We start from the raw sequence: 25,198 nt of genomic DNA, 5'->3' as shown, positions 1-25,198 counted from the left end.
TAAAATTTTTATGGACAATTTGCACAAGAATGAACGGATTGATTACATGTACAGCGATGAGCTCAAAATCATCCAGAGCAAGGAATCCTTCAGTTTTTCACTGGACACGCTGCTGCTGGCAGCTGCTGCCAAGGAGGCAATCCGGGACAATTCAAAGGTCGCGGATCTGTGCGCGGGCAACTGCGCCGCTACCATGTACATGGCGTATTTCAACCGGGCCAGGTATGATGCGGTGGAGATACAAGAAGACATCGCATCGCAGGCACGGCGGTCTGTTGAGCTAAACCAGATGGAGAACCGCATCACGGTTTTTCAAAAAAACGTGCAGGACGCCGCCGCCTTTTTGCGCAAAGATTCGTATGACGTCGTTGTAGTCAACCCGCCGTACTTCAAGGTCAGCCCCGAGCACAAGGTTAACCCCGACCGCGAAAAGGCCATCGCTCGCCACGAGCTCCTAATCAACCTGGAAGAAATTATCAGCGTTGCCAGCGGATTATTGAAGATGAAGGGCAAATTCTTCATGGTGCACCGGCCGGAACGGCTGGGTGAGATTGCTTATCTGTGCATCAATCACGATCTGAGCGTCAAAGTGGTGCAGCCCTACGTTGCCCACCGCGGCGAGGACAGCAACCTGGTTGTCGTCGAGGCGGTGAAACACACGGCCAGCGACGGCCTGGTTCTCAGGGATGCGCTTGTGGTCCACGGTGAAGACGGCAGCTACCTACCGCAGATTCAGCGGATTATTCGCGAAACGCCGGAGAACAGGGCGAAGCGCCGTGAACAAAAATCGTATTATTTTTATGTCCTCTTGTGCCGCGACGGCAGTTTTTACGGGGGCTTTACCGATGATCTCGCCAAGCGCTTGGCGGCGCATAACAGCGGCAAGGGGGCCAAGTATACCAAGGCCCGCCGGCCGGTCAAGATGATTTATCACGAGCAGTTTTCGGACAAAAAATTGGCACTGAAGCGTGAATACTGGTTCAAGCATCATTCGCGGACGTGGAAGGAAAACTTTTTGCGCACCCGGGGAGTTGATTTTTAGCCTTGCAACTTAGGCCTAAATCTAGTATCATTTTAAGGTATGCCAAATGGCATGCATGTATAAAACATCAGGGGCGATCAACGTTTTGGTGCCAGACAATGGTGAGACGTTGAGGTGACCGCTTGAGAGGTTTAAAACCATAGGAGGAAGTTATTATGTCAGTAGTTTCAATGAAACAATTACTTGAAGCTGGTGTCCACTTTGGTCACCAGACAAGAAGATGGGATCCGAAGATGGCGCCGTACATCTTTACCCAAAGAAACGGCATCTACATCATCGACTTGCAAAAGACCATTAATATGTTGGACGATGCTTACGCCTTTGTCAGAGCTGTTGCTCAAGATGGCGGCGTAATTCTCTTTGTTGGTACAAAGAAGCAGGCCCAAGATTCCATCGCTGAAGAAGCCACCCGTGCTGGTCAATACTTTATTAACCAACGTTGGCTTGGTGGTACTTTGACTAACTGGAAGACCATCCAGAGTCGGGTACAAAGATTAAAAGATTTAAAGAAGATGTCAGAAGACGGTACCTTTGATGTATTGCCAAAGAAGGAAGCCTCGCTTTTGACTAAAGAAATGGACAAGCTGGAAAGATTCTTGGGCGGTATCGAAGACATGCCAAGAATCCCTGACGTTTTGTTCGTAGTTGATCCGAAAAAGGAAAAGATTGCCGTTCACGAAGCCAACATCCTGGGCATCCCGGTTGTAGCCATGGTCGACACTAACACTGACCCAGATCCTATTGACGTTGTCATTCCTTCAAACGATGACGCTATCCGTGCTATCCGCCTGATTTCCGGCGCAATGGCCGATGCCGTAATCGAAGGCAAGCAGGGCGCTGACGAAGGCGAAAGCGCAGAAGCTGAAATGACCAAGGACGGCGCGGATGCTGAAGCAGAAGGCACGGAAGAAGCTGCCAAGGCTGATGAAGCTGCAACCGAAGACGACGCAGACAAAGACTAATTTTTATTGTTAAGCTTTTATTTGGAAGGATACATTAATGGCAAATATTACTGCTAAACAAGTTAAAGAGCTACGTGATCGTACTGGTGCCGGAATGATGGACTCTAAAAAGGCTTTGGTTAAGGCCGATGGAGACATTGAAAAGGCAATTGACATTTTAAGGGAAAACGGCGTTGCCAAGGCTGCTAAGAAGAGTGGCCGCATCGCTGCCGAGGGTCTTGCTGAGTTTGCATTCAGCGGCAACACGGCAGCCCTGGTTGAAGTCAACTCAGAGACCGACTTCGTATCATCAAACGACAAGTTTATCAAGCTGGTTGATGATGTAACTAAGGCAATCTTGGCTGCGAAACCTGCTAGCGTTGATGAGGCCTTGAAGGCACCAATGGATGGTTCTACTGTCGGCGACGCCATCACCAACCTGACCGCTGTTATCGGCGAAAAGATCACGCTCAGAAGGTTTGACCTGATTTCCAAGAGCGACGACGAAGTGTTCGGTGCATACAAGCACAACGGTGGCGCAATTGTTGCCCTCGTTACCCTTAAGGGCAACAGCGAAGAAGTCGCAAAGAACATCGCCATGCACGTTGCAGCAATCAACCCCGAGTACCTGAACAAGGAATCCGTTCCTAAGGCCGACTTTGACCGGCAAAAGGAAGTTTTCACCAAGGAAACCGAGAATGAAGGCAAGCCTGCCAACATCATTCCTAAGATTGTTGAGGGTCGGGTCAACAAGTACCTGAGCGAAATCTGCCTGGTTGACCAACCTTACGTCAAGGATGGCGACATGACCGTTGCAGAATACGCTAAGTCGCAAGGCTGCGAAGTTGCCGGCTTCACCCGCTACGAAGTAGGCGAGGGCATCGAAAAGAAGCAGGAAGACTTTGCTGCTGAAGTTCAAGAACAAATGAAGTAATTTTTGATTAACTCAAAAAGAGTGTGGGGATTAGTTTTTCCACACCAACTAAAGAGGCGTTGAACAAGAAGTTCAACGCCTTTTCATCTGTAGTCCGACTTAATGACTGGTTTTTATGGGACTGGGGATATAAAATGTGCTGGCCTAGTACAAGCAAACTTAAAAATAAATTCCATTAATTTTAATAATATGATATATTAGATGATGTATTTATTAACAATAATATACAGATAGAAAATTATAGATAAGGCATGAAAGTTTATGCGGGAGATTGTGAACATGACTAATTTGCTTGAAACGAAAAATATTGTTAAAAAGTTTAAGGACCAACTGGTTTTAGATGGAATAAATTTGCATGTTCCTGAAAATAAAGTTTATTGTCTTTTAGGACCCAATGGCGCTGGTAAAACTACGTTAATGAAGATTTTAACGGGAATGATTGCGGCTTCGAGTGGCAAAGTCAAATTTGCCGGCCATGAATGGACAAGGTCTGACCTGGCTGATATTGGTTCGCTGATTGAGAATGCTCCTTTATACGGCAATCTGACTGCCGAAGAAAACCTGCAGGTGATCTGTCGTTTGCGGGGAACAAGCGAAAGCGAAATTCCAGGTATCTTGCAAACCGTCGGTCTGGGCAGCACGGGGAAAAAACTAACCAAGAACTTTTCCCTGGGAATGAAGGAACGGTTGGGCATCGGGCTAGCACTAGTTGGACACCCCAAGCTGCTGATTTTGGATGAACCCACCAATGGTTTGGATCCGGTAGGCATCCAGCAGCTGCGCAATTTGATCGCTGAATTCAAGCAGAGAGACATCACGATCATTATTTCTAGCCACATGCTCTCAGAAGTGGAACACCTGGCCGATAACATTGGCATTATTGGTGGGGGCAAGCTTCTTTTGGAGCAGCCTTATGACCACGAAACCGATTTGGAAAAACTCTTTAATTCTACCCTAGAGAAGGCCGGTGTTTTATATGCTTAGCGTTTTAGCAAATGAGCTTTTTAAAGTCAAGAGAACGATTATCAGACCGCTAACGGTGCTTTTTCCCTTTTTGGTTGTTGTCTTCACTGGTCTTTTCTTTAATTCTACGGGTTACGTGCTTGAAAGCACAATTAACCAGTGGGGCTTTCTCTGGCTTAATTTATATTTGGCCCTAATTATTGGCCTGATTGATCGTCATGAAAAAAATAGTACGGAGTATAAAACAATTTTAAGTTCTCCCACTAATTTATTTACTTATGAATTAGGAAGAATTCTGCACGGTGTGCTGCTGTCGTTTGCTGTCAGTCTGGTTTTAGCCATTTTTCTGCTGTTAACCAGTCTGGTTAGTCCGGTTAGGGTCGGAATTATGCCCTGCCTAACAGCAGTCGGGGGACTTTTTTTAACGACATTGTGGGAAATTCCCCTGTACACGTGGTTAAGCAGAATATCTAACCTCTACGTTACTGTTGGACTAGCCTTTATTGGCTCTATTATTGGCATATTTTGTGTAACCACCTTTTCTTGGGGCCCGGTTTTGCCGTATGGTTGGTCCAACCTCTTTCCCGTTGCACTAATTAAATTGCATATTAATGGTTTTCCATTAAAGGCTGGTGAAGTTGTACCCAACGCTTCCTGGACCATTCTGGCTTCGATGGGCTTATTCGTTATTTTCAGCTGCTTGACGGCTGCTTCATTTCAAAGGCAGGTGACCCAAAATGCTTAAACAAATTTTTGGTGCGGAAAATGTCAAACTACGGCGCAGCATGCTGCTCTACCTACATTTAATCGCCTTAATTGTCCTCCCCGTTATCTTTGGTTATTATTACGGCAGTCGAAAAGCCCTCTCTAGTGCAGCAAATATGATCAATACGTTTAATGATCTTTTGGCACTTGCTTCGCCACTAGCCATAAGTATTGTAGTGTGCTTAGTCTATGACCGGGAAAAAAAGGCCGGGGACTTTAAAAATTGGCTAACCGAACCGATCAGCAGGGGCAAAATAATAGTGGGGCAATTGTTTTATTACTGGCTGCTGTATGTAATTGAAATCATCGGCACGAATTTAATTTATTACCTCATCTTGACTTTTGGTTTCAACGTGGTGGGCATTTCTTTTATTAAATTATTGCTTACTAGCATTGCCATGGCGCTTTTGGGCTTTTTGCAGTATGAGCTTGCTGAAGTGGCTGCAATGAAGTGGAATGTTGGTGGTAGTTTAGTTTTAGGCTTCTTTGGCGCGGTAGTTGCGATGTTAGGCATAACCTCCTTGCTTGATTTTATTTGGCCGGTTATTCCTTGGGCATGGCAAAGCCGTTTGACCGTCTTTTGGCTGCCTAACATTCCGCTTGCTTACCAAAAAGTATCTGCATTGACTTATGTTGTACCAGTTTTGTTAACCATCATCTTAAGTTGGATGATTATACGCTACTTTAACCATTGGCAAGAAAAGGCAGAATAATGGTGAATAATGTTTTCAAATTCTGGTTTATGATTTAGAAGTCGCGGGTTAGGGGATATAAACGCCGGCCTCTGCAGAATTAAATGACTTAATAACAAAAAAGCAGCATCCCGCTACTAGCAGGAATGCTGCTTTTGTTATTCGCTTTTGCCAATGGCAACCTGTTTCACGCTGCTCCATCCGCAGTGAAGGAGGTAGGCCGAGGCAAAGGATAAAAGCCAGGTCAATAGCCAGGCGCCAAAGAAGTGGTCAAGCAGGTACCAGTCCCGTTCGTGTACGCCGTGAAAGACGTAAAAATAAAGCCAGGCAAAGTACAAAGCAGCGGCAACCAGTGCCACAAGAGTACCACACTTGGTGTTTTGTCCCACATAGCAGCTAATGGCCCAAAAAAGCGGCATTAGAATAATAAATTGCAGCATCACGGTGTTGTACCAGAGGTGCGGGGCGGCGTTGCCATTAACGAATTGCCAACAAAAAGAACCAAAGTTAGTAAAATGGTTGACCTGCTGCAGCCACGGCATGCCCAGCAGGTAGACCAGCGTCCACCAAAATGTGGGTACAAACAGGTTGGACCAACTAGCCCTCATGTGCTTTTGGTAAGAAAACGCCCCCGCCAAATCATTGGTACGGATCGTCGAATAAAGAATGCCAAAGATAAAGGCAGGTGCGGTATATTTTACCAGGTTATAAAGAAGGCCAAAAACATCCTGCGTCTGGGTGGGCTGCCCCACGCCGAGGATCATGGACATAATTGGCTGCGACATGACAGCGGTGCAGGCAAATACTTTTAAGTAATCGCCGATATCGGCAATGTTAAGCATTGGTGAACGGCGTTGCGTCATTGAACGATCCTTTCTTTGTTACTACGTATAAAAGATTTAAAGTTAAAATCAGTATATATTTTAGTTTCGGCAATTTTAAATATTATATTAATCCTTGTTTTGTTGCTTTATTTGCAATTGATCTTTGAGAAAATCAGTAAATTGAGTAATACTTGTTTTCTTATTACTAGTCAGAGAAGCAACCCCGTAACTTAGTTCGATATCGTACTTAATTGGAATGGACTTTACGTATTTGTTGTCTTTGCCACATATAAAGTCTGGGCTAAATGTAATGCCAAGTCCAGACCTACTCATGATGTTGGCAGTGTTAACGTTATTTACGTATGCTATGGCTTTAGCAATATTTTCTTTGCGAATAATTTCCTGAAGTCTGAGTTGTTCTGGTGGACACCAATTATTATCCAAAAGAATTATACTTTGATCCTTAAAATCCTGACTAATAAAAAAACTTTTAGCGGATAAAGAGTTTGAGCGTGGGACCGTTGCACAGAAATTTCCGGTAATAATTTCATCATACTTTGCATCTTTAAGCTCCGCTACGTCATCTTTAGTGGTTAGAATTAAATCACAGTCGCCATTTAAAAGTTGCCTTTTGAGTTGTGTATGATCATAGTTTTGGAGAAAAATTTTTATACTGGGGAACTGATGCCGAAATCTAGGTATTAGTTGTGGGATGAATTCTTCTTCGTACGGAGAATTTGTTATACCTATAGTTAAGGCAAATTTTTCTTTATAGGTTTGCTGTACTTCTTGAATTGATTTGAAATATGTATTTAGAAGTGGCTTGATGTTTTCATAAAGCAATTGCCCTTTAGGCAAAATCTCAACTCCTCTTCTTGATCTTTTGAATAATTTTACACCAATTTCATTCTCTATAGAGTTTAGTGCTTGAGACACGGCTGGTTGAGAAATATTTCTACGGTAAGCCGTTTTCCTGAAGTTTAGCGTTTCTGCCAAATCAACAAAAATTTCTAAATGATCTAAGTTCATAATAGTCTCCTGATAAAAGATGCTTATTAGTAATAATAAAGTTAATAATCATTACTTTTTAAAGATGATATTATTATATCTGAAAGCGCTATTAAACAAAAGCAAAAGGAGAATATGATTATGAATCAATATCAAAATGTAGACGGTTACGATTTAGACAAAGTGGTTCCCGCTAAAATAATTAAAACTGACGTTTTAGTAGTTGGGGGTGGTAATGCCGGCATGATGGCTGCCGCGGCTGCTAACGAAAAGGGCGTACATGTTATTTTGATTGAAAAAGAAAAAACAATAAATCTAATGAGAGTAGGTATAGCCAGTGTTGACAGTAATGCTCAGAAACGGGCAGGAACGGTAATCAACAAGCTAGACCTAGTTGAATCAATGGCTTCGTTTGCACAGCACAATGTTGATGAACGCTTGCTAAAAACATGGGCAGATAACAGTGCCGAAAGCGTTAATTGGTTGGAAGACAATGTTTTAAGACCGAATGGTGCGCACTTTAAGTCAGAGCCGGATGCAATGGTAACAGGAAAAGCCTATCAAGGTTTTCCAACTGAAAACGATCCAACGACGGATGATCAGTCTTTTGTATCTTACGGAGACTGGTTTGTTAAGTATCAAGAAAATCATAATGTTGATATGCGTTACCAAACCTCTTTAGTTAAATTGCTTAAGGAAAAAGATACAGTGACGGGTGCTATTGTCAAGGACCTTGCTAAAGATGAATTTTATGAAATAGATGCATCAAAGGGTGTAATCATCGCAACGGGTGGCTACTCTGCAAATACGGATTTATTACAACAGTGGAATTCTTTGTCTCTCAAGAAAAATGTTTATAACGATTCTCCCCGGTCGAACGGAGCAGGGATTACAGCAGCTTTAAATGTGGGTGCTATGCGTGACGAAGAGCCGGCCGAGAGTATTTTCGATCGTGGACTTGTTCCTGTGGGAACTAAAACAGAAGATATGTACTACCAAACTGCCACGTATGATAACTGGCTCTGGATTGGATCATATCCATTCTTAAAGGTTAACCTGCGCGGGAAAAGATTTGCTAATGAATCTGTTCCGTACCAGTTCATTGTCAATGCCGCAAGCAAAGAGCCCGGATACCTATACGCAATGGTTTGGGATGATAATTATGCCGAACAACTTGAAAAGATGCACATGTTGGGATGTGCACGCTATGGTTTCCCAGGTTATATGAGTGGCAAGCAGGCATTTATCGATGACACCGAGAACTACATCAAAAAGGGTCTTATTGCGAAGGCCAATACGGTCGAGGAATTGGCCGCAAAGCTCCACTTGCCGGCTGATAATTTAAAGCAAGCCGTGGCCAATAATAACCAGTCCGTCATTGCCCACAGCGACCGGGAGTTCGGCAAGGAAGCCTACAGAATAACGCCGGTTAACAAGGCCCCGTACTACGGCTGCATTCTGGGTGGCCGCATCCTGTGTACTTTTGATGGTCTGAGGGTTAATACCAAGATGGAGGTGCTTGACACGAACTACCAGCCAATCAAGCACTTGTATGCGGGCGGAAATGATTCCGGCGGCTTCTTCTGGGGCTCATATAATGACCGGGTGCCGGGTCTGGCTTCGAGTCACGCCCAGACCTTTGGCCGGTTAGCAGGCAAAAATGCTGCGGAAAATTGATTAATGAATAGGTCATCCGGCCCTGGTTAAAAATATCAGGTTTGAAAGCACAAACGTAGTCCTTTAAAACACGTTTCACCAAAGCGGTTGGCGCAGCGCAAGGGACGTTTGTGTTTTTTACTTAAGAGGCAAAATTTACTGGGCCGATTAACCGCTGTTAAAAGCTGCGCTTGCAAAAATACCGCCTTGTAAACTTAGTGAAAAAATTCATTATATAGTTGACGGTGAACCTCCTTCATCACTTACACTAAATACGTAAGCGTTTAAAAAGGAGAGATAAAAATGACAGACAAAGCCGTTTATACCGGAAAAGGCAAGGGCTTCAAAAGCACCATTATTGTAGAAGGCGAAGTTGCCGGTGAGCAACTGAAAAACGTTAAGGTTGTTTCGAGCAATGACACTGAGAATATTGGCGAGTTAGCGCTGCCCAAGCTAGTTGCACAGGTGAACAAAACAAACAGGTTTGCGGCTGACGCAGTTTCTGGTGCTTCCTATACTTCAAGGGGCTTTAATGAGGCGCTTCAGAATATTAAGGATCAATTGGAAGGCATTGAAATTTCGACTGACACCAATATAAAAGACGGCGTTTACCGGGAAGACATTGCGTCTTTTGCCGAAAACGAGGGTTTGCCCGGAACGGGGAGAGCAACTTTAGAGGTTACCTTTCAGGACAACCAGATAAAGGATATAAAGGTTCTTAAATATTCGGATACGCCGGTGATTGGTGGCATGGCCTTTGAACTTTTAAGGAAGCAGATAATTGAGAATCAGTCAACCGCCGTCGATGCCATTTCGAGTGCAACGGTTTCATCCACGGGCTACTTAGCGGGCGTGGCCAAGGCTATAGACGATGCCGGTGGGGATTCACGTGCTTTTGCCAACCGCAAGATTGCAAAACCGGAACCCAAGCACGAGGAGCTGCACACGGACATTATTGCCATTGGTGCAGGTCTAACCGGTTTCAGTGCCGCCTTGGAAGCCGCCCAGGAGGGTGCAAGCGTGATGCTCCTTGAGGCCGGACAAACCTACAGCAGTTCCACGACCCGTGCGCAGGGTTTTATCATGGGTGCGGACACCGACGAGCAGAAGCGGCGTGGGATTAGCGACAGCGCGGAAAGTTTTTATAATGACCTCATGGCGGTATACGGCGACGAGCCTAATATCGAACCAGATTTGCTACGCAAACTGGCAAATGAATCAGCTGATTACATCAGGTTTCTGGAGGATCAGGGACTGAAATGGGACAAGGTCGTCAACATTGCGCCTAAAGCGCCGCGTCTGACCAAGCGTGCACACACCATCAAGGGCATGGGAACAACACTAATGAATACGCTGGTCAAGGCAGCCCGCGACAAGGGCGTCGACCTGCGTTTAGGGGTGAAGGTTGACGAACTTATTGTCGAAGACGGGCAAGTAAAGGGGGTTGAAGCTACGACCGTTGAGGGCGCTAGGCTAACAATTCATTCGGCGGCCGTTATCGTCGGGACCGGTTCATACACGGCAGACCCCACGCTAATTAAAAAATACAACACGAAGATGACCAATATTGAAGTTGTTGTTGGCAACGGTGACGGGTCAGCACTCAAATTTTTTGACCAGGTAAACGCTAAAATTGTTAACGTGCCGTACCTGCAATTTATGTATTATTTCTACGGTGCCTCGTTTGGCGATAAGTTCCCTGAGGCAATTCCGGAATCGCCAACGCTGCCCAACTATGACGTTCTTTCGGTAGACGGCAGCGGCAAGAGGCTGGTTTCCGAAGATGATTTTACCTTCGAATTTACCAAGCGCTGCTGGTACAACGGCTATGACGAAGGGTACGCGGTTTACGGCCAAAAGACGGCAGAAAAATATCCGATCATGACCGAACTGGGCCTCACGAAGAAGACCGCACATGATAGGAATTTTGGCTATAAAGAAGACAGCATCGAAAAATTGGCGAAAGACGTTAACATCGATGCAAAGACCTTGCAGAAAACGATTGAGCGGTACAACGAGTTGTGCGACAAGGGCGTGGATGAAGATTTTCACAAAAATCCTGCTCACATGGTCAAGATAACGGCGCCCTACTATATCTTAAGAATGCCGCAGGTATGTACTGACGGCTACACGGGGGCAAAGATTGATGAGCACGGCCAGGTTTTGAGCGCGAACGGAACGCCCATTCCTGGTTTGTACGCTGCTGGTTCATGTGCCGACAGTGGCGTCATGGGAATCGACTACTTTGGTGACGGAATGTCCCTGCTTAACTGCGGCGTTTTCGGCCGTGCAGCCGCTAAGGATGCAGTCTCAAAGATCCATAATTAAATAAATTGTTAAAGGGCCCTAATTTTTCTGAAATGGGGCTTTTTTTCTGCTTTAATATAGCTGTGTGAAAGCAGAAAGAGATAAATGACTATGAAAAGAGAAGTAAAGTACCCGTATATTTATACATCTTCGCAACTGGGAAAGTTTTTTGGCATCTCAATCAAGGGCATTGAATATTATGAAAAGAAAAAATTAATATCGCCGCAACGGGTTGGCAATAATAAGCAGCGCCGCTTCAACCTAAACGACTCGTATCGAATATTCATGGCACGCTACCTGAGTCAAGCGGGCTTCTCACTAAATGAAACACTGGGTATTCTGAACTCTCCCAGTAAAGAAGTTGCTTTAGAGCACGTAAAGCCGCAAATTGATAAGCTAGAAAAAGAAAGTTTGCGATTAAGTGTAACACTCGCTATTATGAAATATAATTACAACCTTCTAAACAGTGTTGATGAAGGGCAGCCGTTTTTTCAAGTGGAAGAATCACCGGCTTTTAAGCAGCTGTTCTTAAGGGAAATGGGCGGTCCGCACCAGAGTAATGAGGAGCAGACTGAAGAATACCGGCAGTGGAACGAACTGATGCCGATTACAAATGCGTCCATAAGATACCGCAAGCAGGAGGTCTTACAAAAAACATCGGTAATTGAGCCCGAAATCGAAATGATTATCAGCGAAGATAATTTTAAGCGTTTTGGGTTGAAAGCCAGTGACAGGGTACGCACAATTCCTACTCAAACCTGTTTGCATACAGTGGTTATGGGAAACGCACAAGACATTGACAGTAAAAAATGGCTTGACGAGGTAAGGCGCTACTTGAAAAAGAACGATTTGCTGCTTAACGGCGATATTATTACTTCACTTCTGCTGGTCTTGAGCAATCCCGAGGCGGAAATTCGCTTTGACGAAGCGTGGATTCCGATTTCAGACAGATAATATCTTATTGTGTACACCAATTTAAATTCTGATTGATATTCAAAGTTTTTTGTGTGCTGAATTAACTACCCTACACAACTTTTGCGCGACTTCGTTCACTTGGGGCGAAGCACTTCTATTAGTAGTTACACCGACGTCCAGGTTGAACATCGTGCGTGGAATCTCCATGACGTTAAATTCGTACCTGCTGGCATTCAGGTAATCCAGCGTGTCGTTTAGCGTAACCGTGATGCCTAACCCCTTGATTGCAAGCTGGCAGGCGCCAATAAAGTCGTTCACCTTGATTGTTTTATGGACCCTGATGCCGTCGTCTGCGAATAAGTGATCGGCAATCTTTTGAAAAACGGAGTTATCGGTCAGTGAGACGAGGGCACTATTGTTTAACTGGTGGAATAATGCCGGTGAAAATGCCACTTTGCGCCTGCCTTTTTGAAAGAGGGCGTGGTTGCGGGGAATGATTATGCTCGCCCGGGAACGGTACAGGTAGCGCGAGTTGAATTCCGGCCCGTGCAGCAGGGCACCCCAAAAGACGTCAACGTTGTGGTTTTCGAGCATCTTAAGCGACTCATTCGAAGTGAAAAGGTGCTGAATTTCAAATTGAAAATTGGGAAATGCACCTTGCAACTCACTAATGACCGCTGTGGTTGTTCTAGCGGTCCAGAGTGGCGCAAGCGCAACTTTAATTAATGGTTTTTGGTTGGGTGAATAGTGCTCCAACTCGTGTTCAAGTTGGATGCGGTCGCCGATAATTTTTTCTAGCCCCCTGGCTAACTCGGCACCGGCTGGGGTCAAGGAGATTGGCACCCGGTTGCGGTTGACCAGGCGGACGTGGTAGTGGCCCTCCGCCTTGGTAATAATCTGGCTGACGTAGGGCTGACTCAAGTACAGCAGATTGGCCAGTTCACTGACCGTCTTGACCTCGTTCACGGTTAGGAGAATTTGGTGTAAAAGTTTTTCATCCATAGCATCTTGCCTCACTATTATTGCAGTTTCACAATGATCAGAATTCAAAATATTTATTTTACATTGGTGATTTCATAACTTATATTAGCATTGTAAGCGGTATTTAGAAATATCATTTAATAGTAAGATTTCAATAATGAGGGAGAAAAACATGTTAGCACAAAATAATCAGTATGACCTGGTGATTGTTGGTTCCGGTTTATCCGGTCAAGCCGCTGCAGCCGAGGCCGCAAGTAGGAAGCTAAAGACGCTTGTAGTTGAGCAGGGCAGAACCACCGGTGGCTCGGGCAACTACGTTGAGGGCGTGTTTGCCATTGGGAGCCAGATGCAGAAGGAACAGGGAATCGATCTTTCCGCAGAAAAACTGCTGCACGACGAGCAGGAATTCTCGCACTTTGAAGCAGACACCATGATCTGGAAGGACTACATTGCCCAGTCAGCTGCCAACGTCGACTGGCTGGAGCAACTCGGTGTGAAGTTTAAGGGCGTTGCAACCCTGGGCGCGGGTCTGAACACCTGGCACATGTTTAGTGGCCTGGGCAATCATGCCATTCACGATGGGATGCAGCCCCATTCAGAGCAAAGGGGCGTTGAGTTTATTACTTCCGCGGCGGTCACCGACTTGCAGCAAGATGACACCGGCAGGATAACGGGCCTCACGATTGAAGATTTTGACGGCAAAGAACGGACAGACATCAAGGCCAAGACGGTCATCCTGGCAACCGGTGGCTACTTAAACAACCGCGCGATGTTGACGGAGTACTTTAATTCCAATTCCAACCGCATTGTGCCGATGAATTCCGGCAAAAGCACCGGCGCGGGCCTGCAGATGGCGTGGAAGGTCGGCGCGAAGAAGTACGGCCTGGGCATGGCAATGATGTTTGGCGGACAGATCATGGAAGATACGGTACCGTCGTTTAAGTTCTGGAAGACCGACATTGGAATAGCCAGCTGCGAGATGGCACCTTTGTGGGTCAACGAAAGCGGCAATCGCTTTGTGGATGAGAGCGTGTTTAGAATATGGGCCCACGCCGGAAATGCGCTTATCAGACAGGAGAAGGTCTTTGCAATATTGGACCAAAAAGCGGTAGATGAATTCGCAGACAATAAGCTGCCGCGCAGCCTTAAGCCGTTGTCTGACCGGACCAGGCTTGACCAGTTGAAGGCCATGATTGAATCCGCTAAAGCGCAAAACTTATCTTTCCTTACCGTTGCCGATTCAATTGCGGACTTGGCGGCCCGACTTGACCTGCCCGACTTGCCTGCAACCGTTGAACGCTACAACCAGCAGGTTGACCGCGGCCGCGATGACGACTTTGAAAAACCAGCAGATTACCTTTACCATGTAAAGACTGGTCCCTTCTACGCCTTTGAAATTGGTGTTGGTGCCTATTGCACGATGGGCGGACTGCGCGTGAACCGCAAGAACGAAGTTTTGGATAAGCAGGGGCGGAAAATCCCTGGCTTGTATGCGGTCGGTGCAGACGCGTCTGCGGTTCTCGTCGGTGACACTTACGGGGTCAACGTTCCCGGGTCAGAGGCCGGCTACTGCATCTACTCGGGCCGGGTTGCCGCCGCTGAAGCCGCCAAAAGATAATTAAAAATATGCCAAAAAGGGGAGGAATCATTTTGACCGGATGATTTTCCCTCTTTTTGCATGCAAAAAGCCGCCCGGCATGGTAAAGTGCCGGGTGGCTTTGTTCGTAAGGAAAAAGTATCTTATTATCTCACATCCAATTATAGCAGTTTTGCGTTAAGGTAGCCGCAAATTGCACTCGCCTCCAAATGGCCGCCTTTGGGAGCAGCCACTTTATAAAAACTTAATGACCCAGCTAGGGGTTTTTGGGAATCGTGCACGTTCTGTCGATCAGCCCTTGCGCGCAAAACCACGCACGCGCACAAGTGCCTTTTGCTTTAACAAAAAGTGGCCGGCTTTCGTTTTGCTATCCACATTTGCCCGTTTTCTATGGTAGAATAATTTAAGTTAATAGAGGAGGTTGTCATGACTGAAGTCAAATATCATCGCATTGTTTTGAAAATATCTGGTGAAGCTTTAGCTGGTAAAGAGGGAACCGGAATTAGTCCAACCGTTATTAGCCACTTGGCCCAAGAGATCAAGTCGGTCCATGACCTTGGGGTCGATATCGGCATCGTCTGCGGCGGTGGCAACATGTGGCGCGGTGAAACGGGCGCCAAGCTCGGAATGGAACGCTCACAGGCTGATTATATGGGCATGCTCGCCACAATCATGAACGGCTTGGCGCTTCAGGACGGCCTAGAGCACGTTGGTGTGCCGACTCGTCTGCAGACTTCAATTGAGATGAGGCAAGTTGCCGAACCTTACATCAGGCGCAAAGCGATTCGGCACTTGCAAAAGGGCCGCGTGGTAATTATGGGCGGGGGTACAGGCAACCCTTACTTCTCGACCGATACCACTGCGGCGCTGCGGGCTGCTGAGATCAACGCAGACGTAATCCTGATGGCCAAGAACGGCGTCGACGGTGTATATACGGCCGATCCCAAGATTGACCCCAACGCCCAAAAATACAGTGAATTAACTCAGCTTGACGTAATCTCCAAGGGCTTAAAGGTCATGGACCGGACCGCAAGTTCACTCTCAATGGACACAAACATCCCGTTGATCGTATTTAACGTTAACACCGCGGGCAACATTAAGAAGGTTGTCATGGGAGAACATATCGGCACAGTAATTGAAGGAGGAAAATAATGAACAACGATACTATTAAAAAAGCGCAGGAAAACATGGACAAATCCATCACTGTTTTTGCCAAAAATCTGCGTTCCATCCGTGCTGGCGTAGCCAATGCGGCAATCTTGGATGGAATTCAGGTTGACTACTACGGTGCACCAACGCCCCTAACCCAATTGTCGAGCATCACGATTCCGGAACCACGCGTCCTCTTGATTACGCCCTATGACCAAGGCAGTCTCGACAACATTGAACACGCGCTGCTTGCATCCAATTTGGGCCTGACCCCCGCAAACGACGGCAAGGTCATCCGACTGGTGATCCCGCAGCTAACCGGTGAGCGGCGCCGGGAAATCGCCAAGCAGGTCAACCAACTGGCTGAAGAAGGCAAGATTGCGGTTAGGAACGTCCGTCGCGATGCGATGAACAGCCTCAAGAAGCAATTGAAGGATGACGATATTACCGAAGATGAGCAGCGCAGTTTGGAAAAGCGGGTGCAAAAAGCGACGGACGATGCCACTAAGAAGATTGACCAGCTTGCCGACCAGAAGCGTAAAGAAATCACGCAAGGCTAAATAATGGCAGACAAGAAGAACCAGCTCAACCACCTGGCGATCATCATGGATGGCAACGGCCGGTGGGCCCGCAGGCAGGGCAAGCCGCGCGTTGCGGGTCACTATGAGGGCATGAACAACGTTGAACGCATTACCCTGGCCGCTGCGCAGATGGGCATCAAGGTGTTGTCGCTCTATGCCTTTTCGACGGAAAATTGGGCCCGACCCAAGGAAGAAGTGGCCTACTTGATGAATCTGCCAGTGCGCTTTTTTGACAGGTTTATGCCGACTTTGATGGAAAATAACGTCAAGGTCAATATTATGGGCTACCTGGACGAATTGCCGCGTAAGACGCACGACGTCGTGCAGCGGGCCATGGCACAGACGGCAGCTAATACGGGATTAGTGCTGAATTTTGCCTTTAATTACGGTTCCCGCAGCGAGCTTACCACCGCCGTGAAGGAGCTGGCCGCGTTGGTTGAGACGGGGGCGATCGGCAGCGAGCAGATTGACGAAGACATGATCTCGGCACGGCTGATGACGGCCAAGCTGGGTGAATACAGCGATCCCGATCTGCTCATCCGGACATCGGGCGAACAGCGAATCTCCAACTTTATGCTCTGGCAATTGGCTTATTCCGAGCTTGCCTTTAGTCCCAAAAATTGGCCTGATTTTACCGCCGCAGACTTGGAAAAATTTGTCAATGAGTTTCAAGGTCGGCACCGCCGCTTCGGTCGGGTCGATGAATCAGATAGTTAGGTAGAGATATGAAACAACGTGTAATTACAGCAGTTATTGCTTTAATATTATTTATTCCGATTGTCCTAGCGGGCGGGGCGTGGATCGACTGGCTCACGGTGGCCTTTGCAGCAGTCGGCATCAGTGAAATTTTCCTGATGAAAAAGCAGATCTTGGTCTCGGTCAACTTCCTGCTAGCACTGTTGGCAACCATTACGTGGGCTGTGCCTAACAGCTTTTTCAACGGTGCGCCCTTCAACTGGACAAAGTACGGGGTGTACTTTGCGCTCATCATGCTGATGCTTTCATGGACGGTTCTGTCCAAAAACAAGACCACCTTTGACGACGTCAGTGTTTACACCCTGGGCTCTTTATACATTGGCACCGGCTTTCACTACATGGCCGGCGTCAGGAACAGCACCAATGGCCTCGCGCTTTTGTGCTACGTTTTTGTGGTTGTTTGGCTCACCGATACCGGCGCGTACATGATCGGGCGCAAGATTGGCAAACATAAGTTATGGCCCGTGATCAGCCCCAACAAAACCTGGGAGGGGTCGATTGGCGGCACACTGTGTGCCGTTGTATGTGCCGCAATTTATGTTTACTTTGTCAACACGGGTTACCCGCAGGGGCAGATGATTATCATCGCCTTTGCCCTGTCAATTGTTGGCCAGATGGGCGACCTCGTCGAATCCGCTTATAAGCGCTACTACGGCGTGAAGGATTCCGGCAAAATCTTGCCGGGCCACGGCGGCATCCTGGACCGCTTCGACAGCATGCTTTTTGTCCTGCCCGTTTTTGCCGCGCTACTAGGAATCGTGCATTAGGAGAATTCTAATTGAAGGGTATACTGATTTTTTTAGTTGTATTCGGTCTCTTGGTCTTTGTCCATGAGTTCGGGCATTTTATCGTCGCCAAGAAGTGCGGCGTTTTGGTGCGCGAATTTTCGATTGGCATGGGGCCCAAGCTTTTCCAGGTGCGTCGCACCAAGACCACCTACACCATCCGCTGGCTGCCCCTGGGCGGCTATGTGCGCTTGGCAAGCAAGGATGACGGGCCGGCCCTTGAGCCGGGCATGACCGTTATCCTGCAGTTAAACGACCACGACCAGGTGGTTAGGATCGATGCGTCGGAAGCAGACCTGCCCATCGAGGGTATTCCCGTGCTGATAACCAAGGCCGACTTAGTTGACGACCTGCTTATCACCGGCTATGAAAATGGCGACGAGGATAAACAAGTTACGTATCACGTGGATCATGATGCAACAATTATTGACCAGACCAAAACGGAACTGATTATTGCGCCGCGCGATACGCAGTTTCAGGAAGCCAATGTGTGGCAGAAGCTGGCGACCAATGCGGCCGGCCCCTTAATGAATATCCTTTTAGGCTTTGTCGTCTTTTTGATGTGGACGTTTACCGTTCCCGGTCCGGCGACAACGACGATCAGCAGGGTGGTTGCGGGTTCGCCGGCCGCGTCTGCGCGGATTGAGCCGGAGTCCAGGATACGTGCCATCAATGGGCGCAAAACCGTCACGTTTGAGGACATTTCCCGGCAAATTGACCACAGCAAGGGGAAGGCGTTAACCGTTGAGCTGGTTAGAAATGGCACGGTCAAGACGGTTAAGGTGCAGCCCAAGGCCGTCAAGGTACAAAAGCAGACGGTATATCAGATCGGCATTCAGGCCAAAAGCGACGAACGCTTTGGGCCTAAGTTGCGCCGCGGCTGGGATACCGCCGTCTCAACCACGGGGATGATTTTCAGTGCCGTGGGCAACCTGTTCAGGCACTTTAGTCTGAATAAGTTGTCTGGGCCCGTCGGTATTTATTCACAGACGTCGCAGGTTTCGCGGATGGGCTTCTCCTACCTCCTGGCCTTTTTAGCCATGATCTCAATCAACCTGGGCATTGTGAACCTGATTCCGATTCCCGGCCTTGACGGGGGGAAGTTCCTGCTGAACATCATTGAGATACTGCGGGGCAAGCCTATTTCCGAGGACCACGAAGCGATGGTTGAGCTGGTTGGTTTTGGCCTGTTGCTGCTCTTGATTATTGCGGTTACCGGCAACGACATTTACCGCTACTTTATTAAATAGAATATTAAAAATTGTTTTTCTTGGGGGAAATTTAATGCGTCAATCCAAATTGTTTATGCCAACTTTAAAAGAGGCGCCGTCGGATGCGGTTGTAGCGAGTCACAAGCTCATGCTCCGGGGCGGCTATGTGCGCCAGGTCACGGCCGGCGTGTACGCCTACCTGCCGCTGGGCTTCCGCGTTTTAAGCAAGGCTGAAAAAATCATGCGTGAGGAAATGGCTAAAATCAACGTGCCGGAAATGCTCATGCCGGAACTGTTGCCATCCACGCTTTGGGAAGAATCCGGACGCTGGCAGAAGTACGGGCCCGAGATGTTTAAGCTTAAGGACCGTCACGGCCGGCCCAGCATGCTTGGTCCAACCCACGAGGAAACTTTCACCGAGATTGTGGCCAAGAACCTGAAGAGTTACAAGCAGATGCCGATTGCCCTCTACCAGATTCAAAATAAGTTCCGCGACGAAAACCGGCCCCGCTTCGGGCTTCTGCGCACGCGTGAATTTGTCATGCTTGATGCGTATAGCTTTGCTGCAACAACCAAGCAGCTGGACGAGCAGTTTGACGATGAGAAGCGTGCATTCGAAGCCATCTACCGCCGCTGCGGCGTCAAGGTCACACCCGTAATTGCCGACTCGGGCACGATGGGCGGCAAGAATTCCACTGAATTTCAGGCACCTGCCGCAATCGGTGAGGACACGATTGCAACCAATGAGAGCGGCACGTATTCCGCCAACTTGGAGATGGCGGTCAGCGTCGACACCTTCAAGCAGGATAAGGAAGAGCTGCGTCCGGTAGAAGAGGTTGCTACGCCGGGGCAGGAGACGATTGCGGACCTGGCTGACTTCCTGCAGGTGCCGGTCACGAGAATCGTTAAGAGCGTTTTGTATGTGCTTAACGAGAAGGAGCACGTTTTGGTTCTGATTCGGGGCGACAAGCAGGTTAACGAGGTCAAGCTCACGCACCTGCTGGACGCTGATGCGCTGCGAGTAGCGACAGACGAGGAGCTGCGTGCGGTTGCCGGTGTGGGCAAGGGCGGCCTGGGACCGGTGAACGCCGACTGGGCGGACCGCATCATTGCGGATGATACCGTCAAGAACCTCTTCAATGTGATTGTTGGTGCGGGCAAGGACAATTGTCAGATTAAGAATGCCAACCTGGGCCGTGATTTTAATGCTGATATTTTTGGCGATGTCCGCGTTGCCAACGAAGGCGAGCCAGATCCGGTAGACCACCTGCCGCTGCAGTTCACCACTTCGATTGAGGTGGGGCACATCTTCAAGCTGGGCACATACTACACGAAGACCATGGGCGCCAGCTTCCTGGACCAGAACGGCAAGGCCCAGCCCGTCATTATGGGTTCATACGGGATTGGCGTCACCCGGGTTTTGTCTGCTGTGATTGAGCAGCACCTGACTAAGAACGGAATTGCCTGGCCCAAGGAAATTGCGCCGTTTGCCGTTCACATCGTTCAGATGAAGATGAAGGACGACACGCAAACGCAGCTAGCAGAGCAGCTCGAGCAGAAGTACAGCGCGCACTGCGACGTCTTGTACGATGACCGCAATGAGCGTGCCGGCGTCAAGTTTGCAGATGCGGATTTGCTCGGTGCACCGATCCGCATTACTATTGGCAAAAAGGCCGCTGACGGTATCGTTGAGGTTAAACGCCCAACAGATGAAAAGGCGGTTGAGGTAACCGTCGCAGAATTAGACAGTTTTATCAATAAAGAGTTAGGATAATTTTTGTGGCTGATAAAAATAAACTTTTCTTACGCCTTCTGCAGCAGGTTCACTTTCCGGAACAGTTCGCGGATGATGACCTGGTGCAAAAAGGCGAAATTGAGAACGTGGATGTGTACGCTAAGGAACATAGGTGGGATATCCATGTTCTTTTTACTACACCGCTAAAGTTTGAAACGTATGATGCCCTAAACAAGTCCATCGGGGCTAATTTTTCTTCCTTCGTGGACACGCGCTTGATTGTACGCACGAAGGACGGTGCCGATGATTATTTGCCGGACTACTGGCACTATGCGGTCCAGAATTCGCAGATACTGCAGCCGGTGGCACGTGAATTTATTTCCAGTCACCAGCCCCAAAAGGAGGATGGTCGCTGGATCATTCCGGTGGATAACCTGATAGTGGACGGTCTGATTGAGCAGAAAATGTTGGACCAGCTGGCCGAAGAGATGCGGGACTATGGCTTTTTCAACCTGAAGTTTGTGACGGAAGTCGACGAGGCCAATTCACAGAGCAACTTGGCCAGCCTCCAGCAGCTCCAGGAGCAGCACGAGCAGACCATGCAGGAAGCGTACAATGCCGCACCGCCTAAGGAACGCCCAAAGCAGCAGAGCTACCCGACCAGGAAAACCCGCTACGGCAGCCGCAAGCTCGATGAGAGCCTGCCGGTGACGCAGATCAAGGAGGTAGTGGACGGCACGCGCAACGTTGTGATTGAGGGCAACATCTTCAACATCGACCGGCGCGAATTGAAAACCGGCGCAACTATTTTTACCGGCGAAATTACCGACTATACTGATTCGATTACGTTTAAAAAATTTGTGTCCGATGACGACCAGAAAAAGAGTATCGGTGAGTTGAAGCCCGGCACGTGGGCCAAGATGCAGGGGTCCGCGTCCGAGGACCAGTGGGACCACGACACCGTCTTCAATATTTCCAGTTTTGAGATCATTGAACACGTGGGCCGCCAAGAAGAATACGAAGGTGCGGAAAAGCGGGTGGAACTCCACCTGCATACCAATATGAGTCAGCTTGATGCCACCAATACCGCAACCGACTTTGTCTTGGCCGCCAAGAAGTTTGGCCAGAAGGCGCTCGCAATTACCGATCACGCTGACGTCCAGGCCTTCCCCGAAGCTTACAGCGCCGGCAAAAAGAATGGCGTCAAGATTGTTTATGGCCTTGAGGCCAACATGATCGATGACCATGCCCTGCTTGTTCTCAATCCGGCCCCCATGATCTATGAGGACCGTGAATTTGTGATTTTTGACGTCGAGACGACCGGACTCTCCTCCGTTTATGACACAATCATCGAGATCGGTGCGGTTAAAATGAAAAACGGCGAGGTGATCGAACGCTTCGACAAGTTCATCAATCCTCACCACCCCCTGAGTGAGCAGACGATTAATCTGACCTCGATTACCGATGAGATGGTCGGTGCGGCCGACGATGAGGCCGTTGTTATCAAACAGTTCCAGGATTTCTACGGTGAGCGGCCCCTTTGCGGGCACAACGTCCAGTTTGATGTTGGCTTTGTCAACGCGGCGCTCAAGCGGGCTGGCCTGTCCAAAATCACCCAGCCCGTCGTCGACACGCTGGAGGTGTCGCGCCTGCTGCACCCGGAGCAGACCCGGCACACGCTTGATTCGCTGGCTAAGAAGTACAACGTCGTGCTCGAACACCACCACCGGGCTAACCAGGATGCGGAAGCAACGGGCTACCTGATGTTCAAGCTGCTTGCGGCTTTTACCAAGAAGTACGGTGAAGACGACCTGGGCAAGATGAACGACTACGCAGCGCGGGGCCAGGTCTTTAAGCGGGCGCGCCCGCAGCACATGACGATTTTGGCCAAGACGCAGGCGGGACTCAAAAACCTCTACCGGCTGGTTTCGCTGGCCAGCACCAAGTATTTTTACCGGATACCGCGGACGCCCAAGTCGGACCTAACCAAGAACCACGATGGTTTGCTCTTTGGGTCGGGCTGCCAGGAGGGTGAGGTTTTTATTGCGATGATGCAGAAGGGCTATGATGAGGCCCGCGCAAAGGCCCGGTTCTACGACTACTTGGAAGTTCAGCCCCCGGCTAGCTACAGGGAATTGATTGCCGACCACCTGATTGCGGATGAAGCGGAATTAGAGGAAATCTTGACCAATATTTACAAGCTGGGCAAGGAATTGGGCAAACCAGTGGTGGCGACGAGCGACGCCCACTATGTCGAAGAGCACGATGCCATCTACCGGCAAATTCTGGTTTCTGCGCAAAGAAGCAATCCGAACCGGAACAAGAAGCAGCCGGATATGCACCTGTACACCACACAGGAAATGCTTGATGCATTCGGTTTCTTGGGTGAAGATGCGGCCAGGGAGATTGTCATTGCCAATCCGAATAAGATTGCGGAGGGGACGGAAGAGATCGCCCCGATCAGGGACGGACTCTACCCGCCCCACATTGAAAACGCCGATGAGGAAATGAAAGAACTGACCTACAATAAGGCACACGAATTGTATGGCGATCCGCTGCCCCAGATCGTGCAGGAGCGCCTGGACATGGAGCTTAAATCGATCATTTCCAACGGCTATGCGGTCATCTACCTGATCTCGCAGCGCCTCGTGGCCAAGTCCAACAAGGACGGCTATTTGGTTGGCTCGCGGGGTTCTGTCGGCTCCAGCCTGGTTGCCACGATGTCCGGGATCACCGAGGTCAACCCGCTGGCCCCGCACTACCGCTGCCCCGAGTGCAAGTATTCCCATTTTTTTGAAAACGGCGAATACGGCTCGGGCTATGATCTGCCAGACGAGAAGTGTCCTAAGTGTGGAACTGACCTGGTGAAGGACGGACAGGATATCCCGTTTGCAACGTTTTTGGGCTTTCACGGCGACAAGGTCCCCGATATCGATTTGAACTTCTCGGGCGACTACCAACCGGTAGCCCACAACTTCATTCGGGTAATGTTTGGACCGGACAATTCTTACCGTGCCGGCACGATTGCCACGGTTGCCGACAAGACGGCCTACGGCTACGCTAAGCATTACGATGAGGAAAAGGAATTGAAGCTGCGTCGGGCTGAGCTCGACCGTCTGGCGGCCGGCGTTAGTGGCGTCAAACGGACAACGGGGCAGCACCCGGCCGGGATCGTGGTTGTGCCGGACGACATGGACATCTACGATTTCACGCCCGTGCAGTACCCCGCCGATGACGTTAATGCGGCCTGGCTGACCACGCACTTCGACTTCCACTCCATTCACGATAATATCCTGAAGTTTGATATTCTGGGGCACGATGATCCGACCATGATCAGGATGCTGCAGGACCTCTCTGGCGTTGACCCGCTGACAATTCCGCCCGATGATCCGGGCGTCATGTCGCTTTTTTCCAGCCCTAAAATACTGGGCGTAACGCCCGACCAGATCCAGTCCAAGACGGGCACGTTGGGCGTGCCCGAATTTGGCACCAGGTTTGTGCGCGGGATGCTCGAGGAGACGAAGCCAACGACCTTTTCGGAACTGCTCCAGATCTCCGGTCTTTCCCACGGAACGGACGTGTGGCTGGGCAATGCCGAGGAACTGATCGATAACGGCACCTGCAAGCTGAAGGACGTGATTGGCTGCCGGGACAACATTATGATGGACCTTATCCATTGGGGCGTGAAGCCGGAGGTCGCGTTCTCAACAATGGAGTCCGTGCGGCACGGTCGCGGCATCAGCGACGATGACATGGCGGAGCTGAAAAAGAACGATAAGATTCCCGACTGGTACATTCCGTCCTGTCTCAAGATCAAGTACATGTTCCCGAAGGCCCACGCGACGGCCTACATTCTCATGGCCCTGCGTATCGCCTGGTTCAAGGTTTATTACCCGGAAATCTACTACGCCGCGTATTTTTCCGTGCGTGCCGACCTCTTTGACCTGGTGGCAATGAGCCACGGCAAGAACACGGTCAAAAAGGCGATGGCAGACATCCAAAACAAGGGTAACGATGCTTCCGCCAAGGACAAGGGCCTGCTGACGGTTCTGGAAATTGCCAACGAGTGTCTTGAACGCGGCATCAAGATCAAGATGGTTGATCTCAATAACTCCGAGGCCACTAACTTCAAGATTATTGACCAGCACACCATTTTGGCGCCCTTCAACGCTGTCCCCGGGCTTGGTATCAACGCGGCCAAGCAGATTGTGGCCGCCCGGACCGAGCAAAAATTCTTGTCGAAAGAGGACCTGGCAAACAGGGGCAAGGTGTCGCAGACAATTATGAATTACCTCGAGGAAAACGAGGTTTTGACGGGGATGCCCGACCAGAACCAACTTTCGCTCTTTTAAAATT

At 48.9% G+C, this 25,198-nt stretch carries 19 protein-coding genes and 1 pseudogene; 17 read left to right on the top strand and 3 right to left on the bottom strand.

Features of this window, described 5'->3' with window-relative positions:
* The first annotated feature begins 10 nt into the window (after window positions 1-10).
* From AC2JF8_RS06780 to AC2JF8_RS06755, 6 genes are all read left to right on the top strand, one after another.
* Entirely contained in the window at window positions 11-1,042 is a 1,032-nt protein-coding gene (locus AC2JF8_RS06780; RefSeq protein WP_500728948.1) for a GIY-YIG nuclease family protein, read from the top strand.
* A gap of 155 nt (window positions 1,043-1,197) precedes the next feature.
* Window positions 1,198-2,004, top strand: coding sequence for a 30S ribosomal protein S2 (gene rpsB, locus AC2JF8_RS06775; RefSeq protein ID WP_500762272.1), 807 nt, complete (start codon window positions 1,198-1,200; stop codon window positions 2,002-2,004).
* Between the two features lie 37 nt (window positions 2,005-2,041).
* Window positions 2,042-2,917, top strand: coding sequence for a translation elongation factor Ts (gene tsf, locus AC2JF8_RS06770; protein WP_500762270.1), 876 nt, complete (start codon window positions 2,042-2,044; stop codon window positions 2,915-2,917).
* A 279-nt stretch (window positions 2,918-3,196) separates the two neighbouring features.
* The gene (locus tag AC2JF8_RS06765) at window positions 3,197-3,901 is read left to right on the top strand and encodes a lantibiotic protection ABC transporter ATP-binding subunit (protein WP_500728945.1); all 705 of its coding nucleotides are present in this window, start codon (window positions 3,197-3,199) and stop codon (window positions 3,899-3,901) included.
* Window positions 3,894-4,625 carry a lantibiotic immunity ABC transporter MutE/EpiE family permease subunit gene (locus AC2JF8_RS06760; protein WP_500762268.1) on the top strand — a complete coding sequence of 244 codons (732 nt, stop codon included), beginning with the start codon at window positions 3,894-3,896 and terminating at the stop codon, window positions 4,623-4,625. The genes AC2JF8_RS06765 and AC2JF8_RS06760 overlap by 8 nt, the downstream gene beginning before the upstream one ends.
* A complete protein-coding gene (locus tag AC2JF8_RS06755) occupies window positions 4,618-5,358 on the top strand; it encodes an ABC transporter permease (RefSeq protein WP_500728942.1) in 741 nt (246 codons plus the stop codon). Before AC2JF8_RS06760 ends, AC2JF8_RS06755 begins: the two co-directional genes overlap by 8 nt.
* Window positions 5,359-5,597: 239 nt before the next feature.
* Here the strand turns inward: AC2JF8_RS06755 and AC2JF8_RS06750 are convergent.
* A pseudogene (locus AC2JF8_RS06750) lies at window positions 5,598-6,200 on the bottom strand (acyltransferase family protein); the annotation flags it as partial.
* Window positions 6,201-6,287: 87 nt separating this feature from the next.
* A complete protein-coding gene (locus AC2JF8_RS06745; protein WP_500762266.1) occupies window positions 6,288-7,190 on the bottom strand; it encodes a LysR family transcriptional regulator in 903 nt (300 codons plus the stop codon).
* A gap of 120 nt (window positions 7,191-7,310) precedes the next feature.
* On the opposite strand from AC2JF8_RS06745, the gene AC2JF8_RS06740 reads away from it, so the two are divergent.
* The 3 genes from AC2JF8_RS06740 (at window position 7,311) to AC2JF8_RS06730 (ending at window position 12,086) form a co-directional block, all read left to right on the top strand.
* The gene (locus AC2JF8_RS06740) at window positions 7,311-8,846 is read left to right on the top strand and encodes an FAD-dependent oxidoreductase (RefSeq protein WP_500728940.1); all 1,536 of its coding nucleotides are present in this window, start codon (window positions 7,311-7,313) and stop codon (window positions 8,844-8,846) included.
* Window positions 8,847-9,128: 282 nt separating this feature from the next.
* Window positions 9,129-11,153 carry an FAD-dependent oxidoreductase gene (locus AC2JF8_RS06735; RefSeq protein WP_500762264.1) on the top strand — a complete coding sequence of 675 codons (2,025 nt, stop codon included), beginning with the start codon at window positions 9,129-9,131 and terminating at the stop codon, window positions 11,151-11,153.
* A gap of 90 nt (window positions 11,154-11,243) precedes the next feature.
* Entirely contained in the window at window positions 11,244-12,086 is an 843-nt protein-coding gene (locus tag AC2JF8_RS06730) for a MerR family transcriptional regulator (protein ID WP_500762262.1), read from the top strand.
* A gap of 39 nt (window positions 12,087-12,125) precedes the next feature.
* Here AC2JF8_RS06730 and AC2JF8_RS06725 read toward each other — a convergent pair whose 3' ends face one another.
* The gene (locus AC2JF8_RS06725) at window positions 12,126-13,049 is read right to left on the bottom strand and encodes a LysR family transcriptional regulator (RefSeq protein ID WP_500762260.1); all 924 of its coding nucleotides are present in this window, start codon (window positions 13,047-13,049) and stop codon (window positions 12,126-12,128) included.
* A gap of 151 nt (window positions 13,050-13,200) precedes the next feature.
* Between AC2JF8_RS06725 and vprA the strand changes: the two genes are divergently transcribed.
* The 8 genes from vprA (at window position 13,201) to AC2JF8_RS06685 (ending at window position 25,194) form a co-directional block, all read left to right on the top strand.
* Window positions 13,201-14,646, top strand: coding sequence for a vinyl phenol reductase (gene vprA, locus AC2JF8_RS06720; protein ID WP_500762258.1), 1,446 nt, complete (start codon window positions 13,201-13,203; stop codon window positions 14,644-14,646).
* 405 nt (window positions 14,647-15,051) lie between these two features.
* Window positions 15,052-15,777: a UMP kinase gene (gene pyrH, locus AC2JF8_RS06715; protein ID WP_500728933.1), complete on the top strand. Its 726-nt coding sequence runs from the start codon at window positions 15,052-15,054 to the stop codon at window positions 15,775-15,777.
* Complete coding sequence (gene frr / locus AC2JF8_RS06710) at window positions 15,777-16,334, top strand: ribosome recycling factor (protein ID WP_500728932.1); 558 nt, start codon at window positions 15,777-15,779, stop codon at window positions 16,332-16,334. The genes pyrH and frr overlap by 1 nt, the downstream gene beginning before the upstream one ends.
* A gap of 3 nt (window positions 16,335-16,337) precedes the next feature.
* Complete coding sequence (uppS, locus tag AC2JF8_RS06705; RefSeq protein ID WP_500728931.1) at window positions 16,338-17,072, top strand: undecaprenyl pyrophosphate synthase; 735 nt, start codon at window positions 16,338-16,340, stop codon at window positions 17,070-17,072.
* A gap of 8 nt (window positions 17,073-17,080) precedes the next feature.
* On the top strand, window positions 17,081-17,878 hold the full coding sequence (locus AC2JF8_RS06700) for a phosphatidate cytidylyltransferase (RefSeq protein ID WP_500728930.1): 798 nt from the start codon (window positions 17,081-17,083) through the stop codon (window positions 17,876-17,878).
* Between the two features lie 11 nt (window positions 17,879-17,889).
* Entirely contained in the window at window positions 17,890-19,146 is a 1,257-nt protein-coding gene (gene rseP / locus AC2JF8_RS06695; RefSeq protein WP_500762256.1) for an RIP metalloprotease RseP, read from the top strand.
* Window positions 19,147-19,180: 34 nt separating this feature from the next.
* On the top strand, window positions 19,181-20,881 hold the full coding sequence (locus AC2JF8_RS06690; protein WP_500728928.1) for a proline--tRNA ligase: 1,701 nt from the start codon (window positions 19,181-19,183) through the stop codon (window positions 20,879-20,881).
* 5 nt (window positions 20,882-20,886) lie between these two features.
* The gene (locus AC2JF8_RS06685; RefSeq protein ID WP_500762255.1) at window positions 20,887-25,194 is read left to right on the top strand and encodes a PolC-type DNA polymerase III; all 4,308 of its coding nucleotides are present in this window, start codon (window positions 20,887-20,889) and stop codon (window positions 25,192-25,194) included.
* Window positions 25,195-25,198 lie beyond the last annotated feature (4 nt).

This window comes from Lactobacillus sp. CA30L (assembly GCF_059900845.1).
This window is presented reverse-complemented; position numbering and strand designations above follow the sequence as displayed.

Bases quoted from the DNA above. Each gene is read 5' to 3' on its own strand.
- AC2JF8_RS06760 (WP_500762268.1), top strand. From the start codon at position 3,894: ATGCTTAGCGTTTTAGCAAATGAGCTTTTTAAAGTCAAGAGAACGATT.
- tsf (WP_500762270.1), top strand. From the start codon at position 2,042: ATGGCAAATATTACTGCTAAACAAGTTAAAGAGCTACGTGATCGTACT.
- AC2JF8_RS06725 (WP_500762260.1), bottom strand. From the start codon at position 13,049: ATGGATGAAAAACTTTTACACCAAATTCTCCTAACCGTGAACGAGGTC.
- AC2JF8_RS06745 (WP_500762266.1), bottom strand. From the start codon at position 7,190: ATGAACTTAGATCATTTAGAAATTTTTGTTGATTTGGCAGAAACGCTA.
- vprA (WP_500762258.1), top strand. From the start codon at position 13,201: ATGTTAGCACAAAATAATCAGTATGACCTGGTGATTGTTGGTTCCGGT.
- AC2JF8_RS06735 (WP_500762264.1), top strand. From the start codon at position 9,129: ATGACAGACAAAGCCGTTTATACCGGAAAAGGCAAGGGCTTCAAAAGC.
- AC2JF8_RS06690 (WP_500728928.1), top strand. From the start codon at position 19,181: ATGCGTCAATCCAAATTGTTTATGCCAACTTTAAAAGAGGCGCCGTCG.
- rpsB (WP_500762272.1), top strand. From the start codon at position 1,198: ATGTCAGTAGTTTCAATGAAACAATTACTTGAAGCTGGTGTCCACTTT.
- AC2JF8_RS06700 (WP_500728930.1), top strand. From the start codon at position 17,081: ATGAAACAACGTGTAATTACAGCAGTTATTGCTTTAATATTATTTATT.
- AC2JF8_RS06740 (WP_500728940.1), top strand. From the start codon at position 7,311: ATGAATCAATATCAAAATGTAGACGGTTACGATTTAGACAAAGTGGTT.
- AC2JF8_RS06765 (WP_500728945.1), top strand. From the start codon at position 3,197: ATGACTAATTTGCTTGAAACGAAAAATATTGTTAAAAAGTTTAAGGAC.
- frr (WP_500728932.1), top strand. From the start codon at position 15,777: ATGAACAACGATACTATTAAAAAAGCGCAGGAAAACATGGACAAATCC.
- AC2JF8_RS06780 (WP_500728948.1), top strand. From the start codon at position 11: ATGGACAATTTGCACAAGAATGAACGGATTGATTACATGTACAGCGAT.
- uppS (WP_500728931.1), top strand. From the start codon at position 16,338: ATGGCAGACAAGAAGAACCAGCTCAACCACCTGGCGATCATCATGGAT.
- pyrH (WP_500728933.1), top strand. From the start codon at position 15,052: ATGACTGAAGTCAAATATCATCGCATTGTTTTGAAAATATCTGGTGAA.
- AC2JF8_RS06755 (WP_500728942.1), top strand. From the start codon at position 4,618: ATGCTTAAACAAATTTTTGGTGCGGAAAATGTCAAACTACGGCGCAGC.
- AC2JF8_RS06730 (WP_500762262.1), top strand. From the start codon at position 11,244: ATGAAAAGAGAAGTAAAGTACCCGTATATTTATACATCTTCGCAACTG.